Below are 18521 nucleotides of genomic sequence, written 5' to 3'. Positions count from 1 at the left end.
TCACGCGCCTGCCGCTGGTTCTCGCCAGCTTCGGAGATGTCGATACAGCGTGCCGCGCGACACCCGCAACTGGCGAGCGGTGTGCGAGATGTTCCCGCCGTGCGCGGCCAGTGTGTCTTCGATCAGCTTCCGGCTGTGGCCGCGCAAGGTGCCATCGCCATCGGAGGGTGAAGCCGACACGGTTGCCGTTTGCCGCAGCGGCTCCGGTGCCGCATCGATGGTCGCTGCGTCCACCTCGGTCGGCACGGCCCGCATCGCTGGCGCCATGCTCACCGCGTGCCCGAAATCCACGCCGTCGCGTGCCTGCAGTCGGGCCTGCAGCCATACGCCGAGACCGCTGGCGAGCCGCACCGGCTGGGCAGCTTCGCGGAAGCGCATGCGCAGCATGCCGGCGAGATCGAGGCCGAACAGCATCTCGACGCCGCAGCGTCCCGCCTCCGGCACGCCGCCGATCAGGCGCGCCCCCGCCGAGTTCAACCACGCGACGGTGCCGTCCGGCGCAATGCCCGCGAGCGCTTCCAGCGGCGTGCCGAGGAGCGTGGGACTGGCCTGGAATCGCAGCACGAGCTGATCCTGCGACTGGGCGAGCAGCAGGCGGTTCTCGATCGTGGTGGCGAAGAGCGCGACCATGGACGCCGCATCGAATCCGAAGCGCCGTGATTCCACGGTGAGATCGAGTACGCCGGCCAGGCGCCCGTGCACGTCGCGGATCGGCGCGGCCGCACATTGCATCTCGCGCAGGCAGTCGAAGTAGTGCTCCGCGCCATCCACCGTGCAAGCCTGGCCGGTGGTCGCGACGATACCGGGCGCCGTGGTGCCGACCACGCTTTCGGCGATGTTCACGCCCAGGCGTGCCGTCTTCTGCAGGATGGGTTGCTGCGCGGCCGAGGGATGCTGCGTGACATGGACGATCACGCCTTGCGCGTCGGTCAACAGCACGCGGCAATCGGTGCCCGCCAGCGAGCTTTCCATGCTCACCAGTTCCTTGCGCGCGGCCTCCAGCAATTCGCGGTTGCGGCCCAGCGTGGCGTGCAGCCGGCTCGGCGTGACCGCATCGAAGGCCACGATGCGTTGCCGGTCGGCGTGACTCCGGGTACAGCGCATCCACGACTGGATCACCGCCTCGCCGACCAGCCCCGATGGGCGCACTCCTTCCTCGAAGAACTGCTGCCGTGCGAATGCCACACGCTCGGCGGAAGTTTTCGCGAACAACTGCCGGGGACCACCCGCCCGATTGGCTGTCGACTGGGGCACTGCCGTCTCCAGAGTTGGGAAAGACGTCGAATCTGTTCCGCAATGGAACAGTCGGGGTCTAGGGAATTCCCGAAGATGAACAAAGCTTCGTCTCGGACGATCCTTCGCCCCACAACGACTGGAGACGACACGATGACCAAGATTCACGCCGCGCTGGCGCTCGGCGCGCTGCTGTGCCTGGGTGCCGCGACCGCGACGGCCCAACCCGCGAAGGGCTCCCCCGAGCACATCAAGGCCGCCACCCAGCGCGTGGACGGCTCCTTCATTCGCGCCAACGCCGCCAAGACGCCGGACTGGCCCAGCTACGGTCTCGACTACGCCGAGACGCGCTTCAGCAAGCTCGACCAGGTCAATGCCGGCAACGTGAAGGACCTCGGCCTGGTGTGGTCCTATGACCTGCAATCCACGCGCGGCGTCGAGGCCACGCCGCTGGTGGTCGATGGCATCATGTACGTCACCGCCTCATGGAGCGTTGTGCACGCTGTCGATGCGCGCACCGGCAAGAAGATCTGGACCTACGACCCCAAGGTCGATCGCTCCAAGGGCTACAAGGGCTGCTGTGACGTGGTCAACCGCGGCGTCGCGATCTACCAGGGCAAGGTCTATGTCGCTTCGTACGACGGTCGGCTGATCGCGCTCGACGCGGCCACCGGCCAGCCGATATGGGAGAAGGACACCATCATCGACCATGCGAGGTCCTACACCATCACCGGCGCGCCACGCGTGGTCAAGGGCAAGGTGCTCATCGGCAACGGCGGCGCAGAGTACGGCGTGCGCGGCTACATCACGGCCTACGATGCCGGCTCGGGTGACCAGAAGTGGCGGTGGTTCGTGGTGCCGGGCGATCCGTCCAAGCCCTTCGAGGACGCCTCGATGGCCAAGGCCGCGAAGACCTGGGATCCAAGCAACAAGTACTGGGAATCGGGCGGCGGCGGCACCCCCTGGGATTCGATTGCCTTCGACCCCGAGCTCAACCTGCTGTACGTCGGCACGGGCAACGGGTCGCCGTGGGCGCGCAGCCAGCGCAGCCCGAAGGGTGGCGACAACCTCTACCTGGCATCGATCGTCGCGCTCAACCCCGACACCGGCAAGTACGTCTGGCACTACCAGGAGACACCGGGCGACAACTGGGACTACACATCGACCCAGTCGATGATCCTGGCCGACATCAAGGTCGACAACAAGCCGCGCAAGGTGATCCTGCATGCGCCGAAGAACGGCTTCTTCTTCGTCGTAGACCGGACCAACGGCAAGTTCATCTCTGCGAAGAACTTCGTCGACGTGAACTGGGCCACCGGCTATGACAAGAACGGCCGGCCGATCGAAGTGCCCGCCGCGCGGCAGGGCACCAAGCCCTACGACAGCATCCCCGGCCCCTTCGGTGCGCACAACTGGCAACCGATGTCCTTCAATCCGCAGACGGGCCTGGCCTACCTGCCGGCCCAGAACGTGCCGCTCAACCTGATGGACGACAAGGACTGGAAGTTCAACCAGAACGCGCCGGGCCGGCCGCATGCCGCGCTGGGCTGGAACACCGCCGTGTTCGCGAATGCGCAACCGCCTGCCAGCAAGCCCATGGGCCGGCTGGTTGCGTGGGACCCGGTCACGCAGAAGGAAGTGTGGGGCGTCGAGCACGTGTCGCCCTGGAACGGCGGCACGCTCACGACCGCAGGCAACCTGGTGTTCCAGGGAACAGCCGACGGCCGCATGGTCGCCTACAACGCCAAGACCGGCGAGAAGCTCTGGGAGACACCCACCGGCACCGGCGTGGTGGCCGCGCCGGCCACCTTCATGGTCGACGGCAAGCAGTACGTGTCGGTGGCGGTCGGCTGGGGCGGCGTGTACGGCCTGGCGCAACGCGCGACCGATCGACAGGGCCCGGGCACGGTCTACACCTTCGCCATCGGTGGCAATGCCCCCAAGCCGGAGTTCGTGCAGTACCGCATGGACAAGCTGCTGCAGGGCGTCAAGTACGACCCCGCCAAGGTCGAGGCCGGCACCATGCTCTACGTGAGCAACTGCGTCTTCTGCCACGGCGTGCCCGGCGTGGACCGCGGCGGCAACATCCCGAACCTCGGCTACATGAACTCGGCCCTTATCGAGAACCTCGACAAGTCCGTCTTCAAGGGTCCCGCCATGGAACGCGGCATGCCCGACTTCAGCGGCAAGCTGACGCCGGACGATGTCGAAAAGATCAAGGCCTTCATCCAGGGCACTGCCGACGCCATCCGGCCGAAGTAGCTCGCCCCCAGGCTGCGCGCACTTCGTGTCGCTTCGCCTACCCCCTACCGGGGGCGCTGCCTCCGGCCTGGCAAAGCCAGTTCCGGGGCAGCCCTGAAACAACAAAGCCCCTCGTCGAGGGGCTTTGTGTTGGTGAAACACCGCGGAACCGGCTCCGCCGGGCCGCCGGTGTTGCCCCCGGTAGGGGGTGGAGAGCGACACGAAGTGCGCGAGCCTGGGGGCGAGCAACACTTAATCAGCGTAGACGCCGGCGGCCTTGATGATGGGGCTCCATTTTGCGATTTCGGCGGCGACGAACTTCTTGTGGCCTTCGGGCTCGATGCGGCCGTCGGCGGCCACCACGGCGCCCAGGTCTTCCTCCTTCTTGACGAAGGCAGGGTCCTTCAGCGCGATCTTGAGTGCGTCGTTGATCTTCTTGGTGACGGCCGGCGGCGTGCCCTTCGGCGCGTAGAGGCCATGCCAGATCGTGACCTGGAAGTCCTTCAGGCCCGATTCCTGGAGCGTCGGCAGATCCTTCAGGAGCGGCGTGGTCAGGCGCTTGTCGGTGGTGACGGCGAAGGCCTTCACTTTCTTGCCCTCGATCTGCGGCGAGGTGTTGGTCGTCTGGTCGCACAGCAGGTCGATCTGGCCGCCGATCAGGTCGGTAATGGCGGGCGCCGTGCCCTTGTAGGGCACGGGCGTCATCTCGGTCTTCGTGGCGGTCTGGAAGAGCAGGCCGCACAGGTGCGATGCCGAGCCGACGCCGGCGTTGCCGAGGTTGATCTTGCCCTTGTTGGCGGCGATCCAGGCGCTCAGTTCCTTGTAGTTGTTCGCCGGCATGCCGGGCTTGGAGATCAGCGTCATCGGCACGTCGTTGACGATGCCGAGGTATTCGAAGTCCGTCTCGACCTTGAAGGGCACGTTGCGCACGAGGGTCGGGATGGTCGACATGCCGATGTGGTTCAGCAGCAGCGTGTAACCGTCCGGCGCCGCGCGCGCCACCTTGGCCGCGCCGATCGAGCTGCCGGCGCCCGGCACGTTGTCGATGACGATGCTCACGCCGCCGAGGGGCTTGCGCAGGGCTTCGGCCAGGTCGCGCGCGACGCGATCGGTCGGGCCGCCGGCGGCGAAAGGCACCACGATGCTGATGGGCTTGGTAGGGTAGTCCTGGGCATGGACGCCCACGACGGCTGCTGCGATGGCCGTGAAAGCGAGCAGTTTCTTCATGATCTCTCCGAATTGAAATGGCCGCGATCTTATCGGCTGAACGGAAGCTGACGAATCCCGGATTGCCCTAAAGGAATTGCAAAGACGCGGGGGCGAGGCCTGACCAACGACGGGCCGCGACGCGCCATCGACAGTCCCGGCGATGGCGCTCACAATTCCGCCTTCGCAGCGGAGTTGCGCCAACGGGAGCGTCGAGTGACATCCGATCCATCCGCCCGGAATGCCGCGGGCCGGGCTCTTCTTTTCAGCGGGCACATGATCGACGCGCCCGACCGCCCCGAGCCGCGCTTTCCGCCCGCGCTGGAGCCCGTCGTGGCCCGGGCGATCGAGAGCGAAGTGCACCGATTGCAGGCGAGTCCCGGCGACGTGGCGATCTGCAGCGGCGCCTGCGGCGGCGACATCCTGTTCGCGGAAACGGTGCTCGATGCCGGCGTGCCGCTGCGCATGTACCTGCCTTTCGACGAACCGACCTTCCTCGCGAAATCTGTCAGCTTTGCCGGCGATCGCTGGACGGAGCGTTACAGGATCGTCGCGGCCGAGGCCGAGGTGTTCATTGCACCCGATGTGTTGGGTGCCCTGGCCGAAGGCGAGGACCCGTACGAGCGCACCAACCTCTGGATGCTCGACGAGGCGCAGCGCCTGGCCGGCGACAAGGTTTCCTTCGTCTGCGTGTGGAACGGCGAGGGTGGCGACGGGCCGGGCGGGGCACAGCACATGATGGAAGCGGTGCGGCAGTTCGGCGGGGCCATCCACTGGATCGACATAAAAAAGCTGTGACTCGCCCCCAGGCTGGGCGCACTTCGTGTCGCTTCGCCTAGCCCTGCCGGCGGCAATGCCGGCGATCCGGCGGAGCCGGTTCCGCGGCATTTCTGGACTTGGAGAACTTGGATGACACCGTTCTGTTTCATGGTCATGCCATTTGGTCGCAAGCCCACGCAGGCGGAGCCGGGCAAGGGGCCCGCGGAGATCGACTTCAACGCGCTGTGGGACAAGGCGTATTTCCCGCTGCTGGTCGAGCTGGGGTACAAGCCGATCCGCGCGGACCAGGAGACGGGCTCGCTCATCATCAACCAGATGCTGGAGCGGCTCTATTTCTCGGATCTCGTGCTGGTGGACATCACCATCCCCAACGGCAACGTGTACTACGAGTTGGGCGTTCGCCATGCTGCGCAGCGGGATGGATGCGTATTGCTGGCGGCGGACTGGTCGAAGCAGCTCTTCGACATCGTGCAGATGCGCACCGTGCGCTATCCGCTGCCGGAGGGCGATGTCAGCGACGAACAGGCGAAGGCAATCCGCGACACGCTCCGGCCCGGCATCGTCAAGATGCGTGCGGGCGAGTCACCTGTGTACGAAGTGCTGCCCGGCTATCCGGCCGACGTGGACGAGGCCAAGGCGACTGGAGTGCGGGACCAGGTCGACTCGCTCGCGGCCTTCCAGGCAAGGATGCGTACGCTGCGCACCATGCCGCCGCAGATGCGCAAGGACAAGGTCAAGGAGGCCTGCGCCGAATTCGGCGGTGGACCGGGCGTGCATTCGGTGGCGATCGGGCTCTTGCGCCTGCTGGTCAGCACCATCGACGACACGAACGACTGGCAAGGTCTCCTGACCTACATCGAGGGCATGAACCCCGAATTCGCCAAGGACCCGTATGTTCGCGAGCAGCGCGCATTGGCCCTCGGAAAGCTCAATCGACCCGACGACGCCATCACCGAGCTCAACCTGCTGATCGAGAGCGCTGGCGGCACGTCGGAGCGCGAGGGCCTGCTGGGCGGCCGCTACAAGGAACTCATGCGCGCGGCCCAGAAGGCCGGACGCGCCACGGATGCCACGTACTTCCGCAACCAGGCGATCGACCACTACGAACGCGGCATGACGCTCGACCTGAACGACTACTACCCGTCGTCGAACCTGCCCCGCCTGTACCGCGCCCGCAACGACAAGGGCGACGAGGCGCGTGCGCAGACCGCGCTGCACGTCACCATCGCCGCCTGCGAGCGTGCGCTCAAGCGTGGCGCGCCGGACGAATGGGCACGCCCCACGCTGCTGGGCAGCGCCTTCGATCTGCCGGATGCCGACCAGGCCGAGCTGATCGTCGATCTCGTGGAAAAAGAGGGCGGCGATCTCTGGAAGCTGGACACGACGGTCAGCAGCATCGCGGAAAGCCTGCCCTATGTGAGCGACGCAGCGGTGAAGCTTCGCCTCGAGGGCGTCGTGGCCCGGCTGCAGAAGCTCCGGCCGCCATCCGCCGGCGGATAGAGCGAGAATTCACGCTCCTGCTGTACGAAGCTCCCCGCAATTCCGATCGATGACTGAAAGCAAAGGGCCGCTCGACACGGCCATCGAGTTGCTGCGCTCGGCCCGACGCATCGTCGTCTTCTCCGGCGCGGGCCTGTCCAAGGCCTCCGGCATACCGACCTACCGCGACGCCGATGGCCTCTGGATGAACCAGAACGCGGTCCAGTTCTCCCACGCCGACGATCTCGCACGCGACCCGGCCGGCTTCACGAAGTTCTGGGCACATCGGCTGGCCGTGGTCGAGGCCGCCAGGCCCAATCCAGGCCACCTGGCACTGGCTCAGCTGCAGCGGCTGCGCCCCTCCACCCGGCTCATCACGCAGAACGTGGACGGTCTGCTGACGTTGGCCGGCGGCATGGACGTGCTGGAACTGCACGGATCGCTGCGCTGTTGGCGCTGTGACCACTGCGGCAACCGCGATGGCCCCTGGCTTTTTCATCGCTGCAAGCGCTGCGGCGCGCGCGCGCGGCCGGACGTCGTGATGTTCGGCGAGATGCTGAACGAGGGCGTGCTGATGGACGCCCAGACGGCAGCCCAGGAGTCGGACGTCTTCGTCGTGGTTGGCAGCACCGCCGTGGTCTACCCGGCGGCGGACCTGCCCCTGCAGGCGCTCGCCCGAGGCGGGCGGCTCGTCACGCTCAACATGGAAGCGCTGCATCTGGATGCGTTGGCGTCGGCGGTGTTGCGCGGCGCCTCGGAGGATCTGCTGCCCCGCCTGATGGAGGGGATGGGCTATTCGAGCACGACCCTCGGGAAGTAGAACGACACCACCCAGTTGGGCACGTCGACGATCGAGCTGATGCGCAGGTCGGCGCACACGCTGCACAGCATGTAGGCATCGATCGGCTCGTAGCCGTAGCGGCGGCTCAGCAGCTCGACCATCTCGGAGACGGCCATCCGGGCGCCGGCCATCAGGTCGGGGCCGATGCCGGTGGTGACCTCATAGCCTTTCACGTCGAAATGCCGGCTGACCGGCCCGGGCGTGACGTAGCGCGGCGAGCGCAGGCGGGCGTCCTTGACCAGTTCGAACTTGAGGGCCACGTCGATCGGGCTTTCGATCGCGGTGCCGCAGACCTCGCCGTCCCCCTGTGCGGCATGCGTGTCGCCGACGGAGAAGATCGCACCGTCGACTTCGATCGGCAGGTACAGCTCGGTGCCTTCCGCAATGTCGCGCGCATCCATGTTGCCGCCGACGTTGCGCGGCGGAATGATGCTGTGCAGGCCGGGCTCGCCCGGCGCGACGCCGATGGTGCCGGTGAACGGCCGCAGCGGCACGTGTCCGCCGGGGCCGTACATCGCGGGCGTCGATCCGCCGGGGTCGTAATTCCAGTGATGCAGTCTCGCCTTGGGAAACTGATCGGTGAGCAGACCGAAGCCGGGGATGTTTCCGGTCCATCCCCAGCCCGAGGGGCGCAGCGACAGAATCGTGACCTTGAGCGCGTCGCCCGGCTTGGCGCCATCGATGTACACCGGGCCCGTCACCGGGTTCACGCGGGCGAGATCGAGCTTCTCGAGGTCGGCGGCGGTCGAGGTGCGCGTGAGCTGGCCGGAGGACGCGTCGACGGTCTCGAACTGCACGCTCTCGCCCGGCGCGATCGTCAGGCAGGGCGCGAACGCGTTGTTCCAGCCGTGGTGGATGTGGTCCTTGTGGATCGTGTGACGGGTAGTGAGTTCGCTCATGGGAGGTGACTCCTAGACCGCGACGGTGAGGGCGCCGTCGATCACCAGGTTCGTGCCGGAGATGCGGCTCGCTGCAGGGCTCGAAATGAACACCACGCCGCGCGCCACTTCGTCCGGGGTGCCGAACTTGCCGGTGGGATTGACCTTGAGCGTCGACGCGTACAGGTCGGGCAGGTTCTTCTCGATGTTCTGCCAGATGCCGCCATCGAAATAGGTGTTTCCGGGCGACACGCAGTTCACGCGGATGCCCTTGCCGACCAGTTGCCGGCTCAGCCCCTTGGCGTAGTGGATCAGCGCCGCCTTGATCGCGCCGTAGGAGCCGGCGGCGAAGTCGACCTCGAAGCCGGAGACGCTCGATATGAGCACGATCGACGCGCTGTCGGATTTCTCGAGAAAGGGCACGGCCGCCGCCACGGCGTTGACGGTGTGCATCATGTCGGTCCGGAACGACTTCTCCCAGGAGTCCGCCGTGTCGCCCACGGCCAATGCGCTCACGTTGCACACCAGGGCATCGATGCCGCCCAGCACGTCGGCGCTCGAAGTGATCCAGGCACTCAAAGCCGCCCCGTCGGCCACATCCAGCGCGCGTCCGAAGGACTTGACGCCCCTGGCCTGCAAGGCGGCGGCCGTCTCGCCCACCTCCGCTTCCTTGCGCGCGCAGATCGAGACGTCCGCGCCTTCGGCGGCGAAGCATTCGGCGATGGCCCTGCCGATGCCCCGGCTGCCGCCGGTGACGACCGCCCGCTTGCCCTTGAGTCCGAGGTCCATGGCAACTCCTTCTTGAGGGGGAGTGCATTCTGAGCGCGCGCGCAGGCGCTGTAAATGTCGTCACGCGCATCGTTGCATTGGCTTGTGGCGCCCATGCGGGCCGCGCAGAATGAGAGGCACAGGCTCTTCCTGGAGGAACAGAACATGAAAACCGTGGCGGAAATTCTCAAGGCCAAAGGCGATTCGACGGTGCACGCCATCGAGCCCACGGCCACGGTCTTCGACGCCGTCAAGCTGATGGCGCAGAAGAACATCGGCGCGCTTCTCGTCATGGAGCACGATCGCATCGTCGGCGTGGTGACAGAACGCGACTACGCACGCAAGGTCGTGCTGCTGGCGCGCTCGTCGAAAGACACCCCATTGCGCGACGTGATGACCTCGGCCGTGATTTATGTGGGGCCCAGCCAGACAAGCGAGGAATGCATGGCGCTCATGACCGAGAACCGCGTGCGCCACCTGCCGGTCATGGACGGCGGCAAGCTGGTGGGGCTGATCTCGATCGGCGACATCGTGAAGGGGATCATCTCGGAGCAGAACTTCATCATCGAACAGCTTCAGCACTACATCGCGGGAGAGCCTCGCTGAGCCTGCCCCGCCCGACCATGCCGCTCACGCCCGAGGATCTCGAACGCATCGCGACGGTGACCCTGGCCCACTACGACCAGGGGGCGGAAGACTTCTGGCTCGCCACGCGCGACCATGACGTCAGCCAGAATATCGCGGCGTTGCTCCAGCACATCGAGGGCACGCCGCCGTTCGCGATCCTGGACTTTGGCTGTGGCCCCGGGCGCGACCTTCGGACGTTCACGCAGCTCGGGCATGTCGCCACGGGGCTCGAGGGCTCTCCGCAACTGGCGGAGATGGCGCGCGTTCACAGCGGTTGCGAGGTGCTGCAGCAGAACTTCCTCGCGCTCGACCTGCCGGACGGCCGCTTCGACGGCGTTTACGCCAACGCGGCGCTGTTCCATGTGCCCGTCCAGGAATTGCCCCGCGTGCTGCGGGAACTGCATGCGACGCTGAAGCCGGGCGGGGTGCTGTTCAGCTCCAATCCGCGCGGAGATGGCCAGGAAGGCTGGCGCGGGGATCGCTACGGCGCCTTTCACGATCTGTCGGGCTGGCGCCAGCGGATGACGGCCGCCGGATTCGTCGAGCTGGCCCACTACTACCGCCCGACCGGTCTGCCCTTCGAGCAGCAGCCGTGGCTGGCGAGCGTGTGGCGCAAACCCCGGGTCTAGGCGAAGGCGGGATCAGTCGGCCGCTTCGCCACCGCGGGCGGACTCGCGGGCTCCGCGCACCAGCAGTTGCCGGAGCCGGTTGCGCAGGCCCGGAATCGCCATCGGCGGCTGCGCGGCGGCTGCCTCCCACTGCCGGTAGATCTCGCGCTCCCGGGCCAGGCATTGGTGCAGCGCCGCCAGGTTCCGCTCGTTGTAGGTCCAGATGCCCTGCACGATGAAGTTGCCGGGCGTCTCGAGATCCGGGCTGGGCGTGATCGTGACGGCTTCGGCGCCGATGTCCAGCAGCAGGGCCGAGCGCGCCGAGGCGACCTTCATGCCGTCGCCGTGCATCTCGATTTCGCGGGTGAGCGCGTAGCTGATGGTCTGGATGCCGTCGAACTGCTCGGCAAGAAAAGTGGTGACCTCGAGCAGGACGAGCGGGCCGAAATTCCGCTTCTGTTCCTTCACGAAGGAGGAAGGCAGGAAGCGCTCGATGCGCACTTCCGTCCCGTCGCGGCTGACCCTCACGGGGTCGAGCGCTCCCAGGTGGACGCTGCCGTCGTGCACGTGCATCGGTTCGCCCAGTTCATAGCGTTCTCCGTCGCGTCCGGTGATGCGAAGTCTCTCGAAAGTCATCGGCCGAGAATGCCACGCACCCCCTGACGCGACGCCGGGGCGGCGCGAGGCTATCCCGCGTTGACCACGAAGACCGCACGAATCGGGCGGAAATCTGCGCGTTCAGGCGGTCATGAGATCGTCGAGCAGACGGTAGTCGGGCAGGGTGGTGTCGATCGCGCGGCCCGCGCGCAGCACCGTGCGGTCGAACTGGGTGCGCGCGAGCATCTCCGAATAGTTGCGCGCCTTGAGCACGAGCAGGTCGGCCGGCGTGCCGGCCTTCAGAACGCCGCGCTCGATGCCCATGATGGCGGCCGGCGTCTCGGTGGCGGCGCGGATCCAGTCGCCCAGCGGATGGTCGAGGTGCAGGATCTTCACCGCCTGCGTGAAGGTGTCGAGCATGTCGTGGTCGCCGTACGCGTAGAACGGATCCCGGCAGTTGTCGCCCGCGACGGCCACGCGCAGGCCGCGCGCCTTCATCTCGTGCAGCACCGTGACGCCGCGCCAGCGTGGTGTGCGGGCCTCCTGGCTGCGGTCCTGCAAGTACATGTTGACCGTGGGCAGGCTCACGATATCGATGCCCGCGTCCTTGCAGGCCGCGATCGTTTCCTCGATGAACTCGTCGGTCTGCAGGGCCAGCGAAGTGACGTGGCCGCACAGGATGCGCCCCGCGAAGTCCTGCGCGACGGCGGTGCGTGCCACGCGGATGAGCGCGCGGGCGCGAGGATCGGTCGATTCGTCGACGTGCAGGTCGAGGTTGAGGTCGCGCTCGGCTGCGAGCTGGAACACGCGCACGAGCGCCTCGTCCAAGTCGGGCGGCATGGTCTCTGTCGGATGTTTGGCCGAGCGCGTCACGCAGCCCAGCTTGCCGCCGCTTTCGGCCACGATGTCGGCGAGCTGGCGGCCTTCGTCCGTCAGGAAGATGTTGAGCGGCGCGATGGACGACACCTGCAGGTCGATGCGACCGGACCAGCGTTCGCGCATCTCCCGCAACACGGGAAACGAGATTGACGCCTGCGGCGCGAGCGAGTCGAGATGCGTGCTGATGGCGACCACGCCCTTGGCGTAGGCGGTACTGAGGCCGAACTCCATGCGCCGGCGCACGTCGTCCGCGTTCCAGCGCGCGGTGCGGTCGCACATCGTCGCCATCGAGGCGCCCGCGCCGTCGCCCGTGGGGTTGGGCTGGCGCGGCCAGATGTGGCCCTTGTCGAGGTGCGTGTGGCAATCGACCATGCCCGGCAGCACCATCGATGCGTCGAGATCGGGGCCAAGTTCGGCCGGCATGGCGCCGGCGACGTCGATCGCTGCGATCCGGCCGTGGTCGATCAGCAGGTCGATGGCGATGAGCTCACCGTCGGCGCTGGCCGGCAGCTCGGCCTGCACCAGGCAGCGGGGCGCGCGGAGGTTGCGCAGGGCGAAGCGGGAGCCGGCGGGTGGCAGGAAGAAGGAGTGGGTCATCGAGGGCATCGTAGCGGGACCGACCTCGACGCAAGGAGCATGCCGGCGGCCGAAGCCGCCGGCAGCGGCTAGCGGTAGCTGCGCGCGTCCTCGATCACCTTGCCGTCATTGGGCAGGCTGCCGGGCGCGACAAACTCCACCGTGCCGCGCAGCTTGGTCACGTCGCGGATCGCTTCGCCGATGCGCTCTGCCAGGCCCTCGGCCGCGGCGGGGCATTCGACCTGCAGCGTCATGCGGTCGTCGCCCATCTCGCCTTCGACGACCAGCCGCGACCGCTGCACTTCCGGAAAGCGGCGAGCGATGTCGGCGACCTGCCCCGGGTGCACGAACATCCCGCGCACCTTGGTGGTCTGGTCCGCGCGACCGAGCCAGCCCTTGATGCGCGAATTGGTCCGCCCCGTCGGACAGCGGCCGGGCATCACGGCAGAGAGGTCGCCCGTGCCGAAGCGGATCAGCGGGTAGTCGGGATTCAGCGTCGTGACGACGATCTCGCCGACTTCGCCTTCGCGCACCGGGTCGCTGGTGCCGGGCCGGACGATCTCGACGATCACGCCTTCGTCCAATACGAGGCCTTCGCGCGCAGAGGTCTCGTAGGCGATCAGCCCCAGGTCGGCCGTGGCGTAGCACTGCAGGCCGGTCACGCCACGCTCGGCGATCCAGTCGCGCAAGCTGGGCGGAAAGGCTTCGCCCGACACCAGCGCCTTGGTGAGCGAAGGCAATGGCACCTTCTTCTCCGCGGCCTTCTCGATGATGATCCTGAGGAAGCTCGGTGTGCCTGCATAGCCTGCGGGCCGCAGGTCGGCAATGGCATCCACCTGTTGCTCGGTCTGTCCCGTGCCGCCCGCGAACACGGTGCAACCCAGTGCATGCGCGCCGGTCTCCATGATGGCGCCGGCCGGCGTCATGTGATAGCTGAAGCTGTTGTGAACCAGCTCTCCGCCACGGAATCCGGCTGCGTACAGGGCTCGCGCCGTGCGCCAGTAGTCGCGCGCCTCGCCTTCGGGCTCATAAATGGTGCCGGGGCTCGCGAACACGCGCGTCATCCTCGGCCCGACGTGGATCGCGGAGAAGCCGCCGAACGGGTCGCTCGCCCGCCGCTCCTTCTGCAACGTGAGCAGTTCCGACTTGCGCGTGACCGGCAGCTTCGCCAGCGCATCGCGGCTCGTGATGTCGGCGGGCTTCACGCCGTCGAGGATCTTCGCGAACGCCGGCGCCGCGCTTTGTGCCTGCATGACCTGACGAGGCAGCGCCGCCAGCAGATCGCGCTCGCGCTCCGCCGGATCGCGTATCTCGAGTGCGTCGTAGTAGTCACCCATGACCGTCGACTCCGTAAATCAATTCAATTGCGCTGTCGGGAAATACCGCGGAACCGGCTTCGCCGGTCCGCTGGTGTTGCCCCCTGGAAGGGGGTGCAGAGCCACACGAAGTGGGCGAGGCTGGGGGTGGGCCAATCAAGCCAGCCACCGTTTCCTGCGCTTGTAGCTTTTGACATCGCGGAAGCTCTTGCGGTCCGCGCCGCCGACGCCGAGGTAGAACTCCTTCACGTCCTCGTTCTCCCGCAGGCTCCTGGCTTCACCGTCCATCACGATGCGGCCGTTCTCGAGGATGTAGCCGTAGTCGGCGAAGCGCAGGGCCATGTTGGTGTTCTGCTCGGCGAGCAGGAAGGTCACGCGCTCCTTCTCGTTCAGGTCCTTCACGATGCCGAACACTTCCTCGACGATCTGCGGTGCGAGTCCCATCGAAGGCTCGTCGAGCAGGACCATGTTCGGATTCGCCATCAAGGCCCGGCCGATCGCGCACATCTGCTGCTCGCCGCCGGAGGTGTAGGCCGCCTGCGAGGTGCGACGTGTCTTCAGGCGCGGGAAGTAGGCATAGACCTTCTCCAGCGTCTGTGCGACCGCCGCCTTGCCGTCGGTGCGCGTGTAGGCGCCGGTCATCAGGTTGTCCTCGATCGTCAGGTGGGCGAAGCAATGGCGCCCCTCCATCACCTGGATCAGTCCGCGCCTGACCAGCTCGGCCGGTGACAGTGCCTCGATGCGCTCGCCACGCAACTCGATCGTTCCCTTGGTGACCGCACCGCGCTCTCCGGCCAGCAGGTTCGACACGGCGCGCAGCGTGGTCGTCTTGCCCGCGCCATTGCCGCCGAGCAGCGCCACGATGCCGCCCTCCGGCACCACGAGCGAGACGCCCTTCAGCACGAGGATCACGTGGTTGTAGATGACCTCGATGCCGTTGACGTTGAGAAGAATGTTGGGTTCGCTCATGAATGCTCTTTCAATCACCCTCGGCGCTCACGCGAGTCTTCGGGAAACACCGCGGATCCGGCTCCGCCGGTCCGCAGGTGTTGCCCCCTGCAAGGGGGTGTGCTCAGCTACTGCAGTCGGAGACGTCGCGGCGGGTCAGTTTTTTCTCGCCTGCATATTTCTCGCCAGCTACTTTCACCATCGGCTTGATGATCTGCTCGTCAGCCTCGTACCAATCGGGCGCGACGTTCCACTTGCTGCCGTCCCAGGTCTCGATGCGCGCCCAGGTCGATCCCATGTGGTCCTGGCAGGAGGTGCCGATCGGCCGCATCACACCGGCGAAGCCCAGTGCATCGAGCTTCTTCTGGTCGAGCGCGAGGTTCTCCAGGCCCCAGCGCACCTGCTCGCCGGTCATGACCTTGCCCTTGCCGAAGCGCTCCTGCGCGCGCCGCACGGCTTCGACGCTGAGCATCTGGATGATCACGCCACGCGTGTACAGCACCGAGCCGACCTCGTCCTTCGGGCCTGTGCCCTGGCCCTTGTCATGGACGTTCTTGATGATGTCCTGCATCACCTTGGGTTGCGTGCCCGAGGTGTTGAGTGCCAGCGCGTTGTAGCCTTTGGCGTTGGCGCCCACGTCCTTCACGTCGGGTTCCGCGCCGGCCCACCACACGCCGTACATCTTCTCGCGCGGGTAGCCGGTGGCGACAGCCTCCTTGAGGGCGGTCGAATTCATCACGCCCCAGCCCCAGAGCAGCACGTAATCAGGCCGCGATTGACGCACCTGCAGCCAGGCCGACTTCTGCTCGATGCCGGGCGCAGTGACCGGGATCAGCGACAGCTCGAAGCCGTTCATCTTCGCGCGCTCCTGCAGCAGCGGGATAGGCTCCTTGCCGAAGGGCGAGTCGTGATAGACCAGCGCGATCTTCTTGCCCTTGAGCTTGTCGGCGCCGCCTTCCTTCTTGGCGATGTGCTGGATCAGGATGTCCGCCGCGGTCCAGTAGCTGCCCATCAGCGGGAAGTTCCACTTGAACACGTTGCCGTCCTGCGAGGCCGAGAGCCCGTAGCCCAGCGTGACCAGCGGGATCTTGTCGACCGGCGCCTTGTCGGTCAGCGCGAAGGTGATGCCGGTCGCCTGCGGGTCGATCAGCGTCGCGCCCTTGCCCTTGAGGCGCTCATAGCATTCGACGCCCTTGTCGGTCGCGTAGCCGGTCTCGCATTCCTCGTAGCTGAGCTTCACGCCGTTGATGCCGCCGGTCGCGTTGATGAGCTTGATGTAGTCCTGCTTGCCGTTGGCCCACGGCGTGCCGTTGGGCGCGTAGGGCCCAGTGCGATACACCAGGAGCGGGAAGAACTGCTCCTTGGCTTGCGCCTGCACGAGCGATGGCGCGAGCACCGCGCCGAAGGTGCTGGCCGCCAGGGCGGCGGTCACAGCGAGCGATTTCAGTTTCATGCCAGTCTCCTTGGGCACACGGTGCCGGTTTGCTAACGAAATCAGTGAGGGAAAGGCCAGAGGCGCAGCTTTTCCTTTGCGGTTGACCAGAGTCGAGCCAGCCCATGCGGCTCGACGATGAGGAAGAACACGATGAGCGCGCCGAAGATCATGAATTCCAGGTGCGATGCGAACGCCGTCGAGATCGAGATGCCGAACCAGCCCGGAAGCTGGTTGAGCAGGATCGGCAACAGCACGATGAAGGCCGCGCCGAAGAAGCTGCCCATGATCGAGCCGAGGCCGCCGATGATCACCATGAAGAGCAACTGGAACGAGCGGTCGATGTTGAAGGCGGCCGGCTCCCAGGTCCCCAGGTGAACGAAGCCCCACAGCGCACCGGCGACGCCGACGATGAATGAACTCACGGCGAAGGCCGTGAGCTTGGCGTAGACGGGCCGGATACCGATCACCGCGGCCGCGACGTCCATGTCGCGCATCGCCATCCATTCGCGGCCGATCGCGCTGCGGACGAGGTTCTTGGCGAGCACCGCGAACACCACCAGGAGCGTCAGGCACAGGAGGTATTTCTGCACGGCGGACTCCACCGGAAATCCGAACAGGTTCAGGCCCGAGGCAGTCACCGAGCCGGACGACGAGTTGTTGGTGAGCCAGTTGATCCGCAGGAAGGCCCAGTCCACGAAGAACTGCGCGGCCAGTGTCGCGACCGCAAGGTAGAGCCCCTTGATGCGCAGGCTCGGTATGCCGAACAGCACGCCGACGGCCGTGGAGCACAGCCCGCCCAGGAGCAGCGACAGGATCAGCGGCATCCCTTCGATGCGCACATGGAAGTTGTAGGCGGCGTATGCGCCCACCGCCATGAACGCGCCGGTGCCGAGAGAGATTTGCCCGCAGTAGCCCACCAGGATGTTGAGACCCAGCGCGGCGAGCGCGAGGATGAGAAAGGGAATCAGGATGGCGCGGAACCAGTATTCAGGCGCGGTGAGCGGTACCACCGCGAAGGCGAAGACCAGCAGCGCGAGCATCAGCACGCGGTCCTGCAGGATCGGAAAGATCTGCTGGTCGGCGCGGTATGTCGACTTGAACTGGCCGTTTTCTCTGTAGAACATGTTGGCCTCAGACGCGATCGATGATCTTCTCGCCGAACAGACCCTGTGGCCGCACGAGAAGGAAGACAAGCGCCAGCACATAGGCAAACCAGATCTCGATGCCGCCGCCGAGCATCGGGCCGAGATAGATCTCCGACAGCTTTTCGCCGACACCGATCAGCAGCCCGCCGATGATCGCGCCCGGGATCGAAGTGAGACCGCCGAGGATCACCACAGGGAGCGCCTTCAATGCCACGAGCGACAGCGAGAACTGCACGCCCAGCTTCGAGCCCCAGATGATCCCCGCCACCAGCGCCGCGAAGCCCGCGACGGACCACACGATGACCCAGATGCGGCTGAGCGGGATGCCGATCGACTGCGCGGCCTGGTGGTCGTCGGCCACGGCACGCAGCGCGCGGCCGGTCGATGTCTTCTGGAAGAAGAGCGCCAGCACCACGACCAGCGCCGCGGCGACCAGCGCGGCGATCAGGTCTTCCTGGCTCAACAGCAGGCCGCCCTGGAAGATGTTTTCCAGCACCATCAGCGGCTCCTTCGGCATGCCGACGTCGATCTTGTAGATGTCGTTGCCGAAGAGCGTCTGCCCGAGTCCGTCGAGGAAATAGGCGATGCCGAGGGTGGCCATCAGCAGCGTGATGCCTTCCTGGTTGACCAGCTTGCTGAGCACAAGCCGCTCGATCAGCCAGGCGACCACGACCATCACGCCCATGGCGGCGAAGAAGGCCAGCACGTTGGCGAGCACCAGGCTCTCGAAGCCGAGCCATTGCGGCAGCCACTCCGCGAAGCGCGCCATCGCAAGCGCCGCGAACAGCACCATCGCGCCCTGCGCAAAATTGAAGACACCCGACGCCTTGTAGATGAGCACGAAGCCGATCGCGATGAGCGAATACAGCATGCCGACCATGAGGCCGCCAAAGAGGGTTTCGAGGAAAAAGCCCATGGTCAGTTTCTTTCTCCCTCCCCCGCTGGGGGAGGGTTGGGGTGGGGG

At 66.4% G+C, this 18521-nt stretch carries 17 protein-coding genes; 6 read left to right on the top strand and 11 right to left on the bottom strand.

Annotated elements, in window-relative coordinates; genetic code table 11:
• A complete protein-coding gene (locus AC1D3B_RS15810; protein WP_478191623.1) occupies positions 1 to 1254 on the bottom strand; it encodes a helix-turn-helix domain-containing protein in 1254 nt (417 codons plus the stop codon).
• 132 nt (positions 1255 to 1386) lie between these two features.
• On the opposite strand from AC1D3B_RS15810, the gene AC1D3B_RS15805 reads away from it, so the two are divergent.
• Positions 1387 to 3495: a PQQ-dependent dehydrogenase, methanol/ethanol family gene (locus AC1D3B_RS15805; RefSeq protein ID WP_478191622.1), complete on the top strand. Its 2109-nt coding sequence runs from the start codon at positions 1387 to 1389 to the stop codon at positions 3493 to 3495.
• A gap of 231 nt (positions 3496 to 3726) precedes the next feature.
• Here AC1D3B_RS15805 and AC1D3B_RS15800 read toward each other — a convergent pair whose 3' ends face one another.
• Complete coding sequence (locus AC1D3B_RS15800) at positions 3727 to 4701, bottom strand: tripartite tricarboxylate transporter substrate-binding protein (protein WP_478191621.1); 975 nt, start codon at positions 4699 to 4701, stop codon at positions 3727 to 3729.
• 255 nt (positions 4702 to 4956) lie between these two features.
• On the opposite strand from AC1D3B_RS15800, the gene AC1D3B_RS15795 reads away from it, so the two are divergent.
• From AC1D3B_RS15795 to AC1D3B_RS15785, 3 genes are all read left to right on the top strand, one after another.
• Positions 4957 to 5478 (top strand): hypothetical protein, encoded by a 522-nt coding sequence (locus AC1D3B_RS15795; protein WP_478191620.1) that lies wholly within the window; start codon positions 4957 to 4959, stop codon positions 5476 to 5478.
• A 111-nt stretch (positions 5479 to 5589) separates the two neighbouring features.
• Positions 5590 to 6960, top strand: a complete 1371-nt coding sequence (locus AC1D3B_RS15790; protein ID WP_478191619.1) for a tetratricopeptide repeat-containing protein — start codon at positions 5590 to 5592, stop codon at positions 6958 to 6960.
• Positions 6961 to 7009: 49 nt separating this feature from the next.
• Entirely contained in the window at positions 7010 to 7759 is a 750-nt protein-coding gene (locus AC1D3B_RS15785; protein ID WP_478191618.1) for an SIR2 family NAD-dependent protein deacylase, read from the top strand.
• Here the strand turns inward: AC1D3B_RS15785 and AC1D3B_RS15780 are convergent.
• Together AC1D3B_RS15780 and AC1D3B_RS15775 are read right to left on the bottom strand one after the other, a co-directional pair.
• Complete coding sequence (locus AC1D3B_RS15780; RefSeq protein WP_478191617.1) at positions 7732 to 8679, bottom strand: acetamidase/formamidase family protein; 948 nt, start codon at positions 8677 to 8679, stop codon at positions 7732 to 7734. The genes AC1D3B_RS15785 and AC1D3B_RS15780 overlap by 28 nt on opposite strands.
• A 12-nt stretch (positions 8680 to 8691) precedes the next feature.
• On the bottom strand, positions 8692 to 9447 hold the full coding sequence (locus AC1D3B_RS15775; protein WP_478191616.1) for an SDR family NAD(P)-dependent oxidoreductase: 756 nt from the start codon (positions 9445 to 9447) through the stop codon (positions 8692 to 8694).
• 144 nt (positions 9448 to 9591) lie between these two features.
• On the opposite strand from AC1D3B_RS15775, the gene AC1D3B_RS15770 reads away from it, so the two are divergent.
• The gene (locus AC1D3B_RS15770) at positions 9592 to 10032 is read left to right on the top strand and encodes a CBS domain-containing protein (protein ID WP_478191615.1); all 441 of its coding nucleotides are present in this window, start codon (positions 9592 to 9594) and stop codon (positions 10030 to 10032) included.
• Positions 10033 to 10049: 17 nt separating this feature from the next.
• Positions 10050 to 10682 (top strand): class I SAM-dependent methyltransferase, encoded by a 633-nt coding sequence (locus AC1D3B_RS15765; protein ID WP_478191614.1) that lies wholly within the window; start codon positions 10050 to 10052, stop codon positions 10680 to 10682.
• Positions 10683 to 10694: 12 nt separating this feature from the next.
• Here AC1D3B_RS15765 and AC1D3B_RS15760 read toward each other — a convergent pair whose 3' ends face one another.
• The 7 genes from AC1D3B_RS15760 to AC1D3B_RS15730 form a co-directional block, all read right to left on the bottom strand.
• Positions 10695 to 11297: a hypothetical protein gene (locus AC1D3B_RS15760; protein ID WP_478191613.1), complete on the bottom strand. Its 603-nt coding sequence runs from the start codon at positions 11295 to 11297 to the stop codon at positions 10695 to 10697.
• Between the two features lie 102 nt (positions 11298 to 11399).
• The gene (locus AC1D3B_RS15755; protein ID WP_478191612.1) at positions 11400 to 12734 is read right to left on the bottom strand and encodes a cytosine deaminase; all 1335 of its coding nucleotides are present in this window, start codon (positions 12732 to 12734) and stop codon (positions 11400 to 11402) included.
• Positions 12735 to 12802: 68 nt separating this feature from the next.
• Positions 12803 to 14050: a phenylacetate--CoA ligase family protein gene (locus AC1D3B_RS15750; RefSeq protein ID WP_478191611.1), complete on the bottom strand. Its 1248-nt coding sequence runs from the start codon at positions 14048 to 14050 to the stop codon at positions 12803 to 12805.
• Between the two features lie 135 nt (positions 14051 to 14185).
• Positions 14186 to 14998: an ABC transporter ATP-binding protein gene (locus AC1D3B_RS15745; protein WP_478191610.1), complete on the bottom strand. Its 813-nt coding sequence runs from the start codon at positions 14996 to 14998 to the stop codon at positions 14186 to 14188.
• Between the two features lie 103 nt (positions 14999 to 15101).
• Positions 15102 to 16430: an ABC transporter substrate-binding protein gene (locus tag AC1D3B_RS15740; RefSeq protein ID WP_478191609.1), complete on the bottom strand. Its 1329-nt coding sequence runs from the start codon at positions 16428 to 16430 to the stop codon at positions 15102 to 15104.
• Between the two features lie 41 nt (positions 16431 to 16471).
• Complete coding sequence (locus AC1D3B_RS15735) at positions 16472 to 17536, bottom strand: branched-chain amino acid ABC transporter permease (protein WP_478191608.1); 1065 nt, start codon at positions 17534 to 17536, stop codon at positions 16472 to 16474.
• A gap of 7 nt (positions 17537 to 17543) precedes the next feature.
• Positions 17544 to 18473: a branched-chain amino acid ABC transporter permease gene (locus tag AC1D3B_RS15730; protein ID WP_478191607.1), complete on the bottom strand. Its 930-nt coding sequence runs from the start codon at positions 18471 to 18473 to the stop codon at positions 17544 to 17546.
• Positions 18474 to 18521 lie beyond the last annotated feature (48 nt).

The sequence above is a fragment of the Variovorax sp. P5_A3 genome (assembly GCF_056400665.1).
This window is presented reverse-complemented; position numbering and strand designations above follow the sequence as displayed.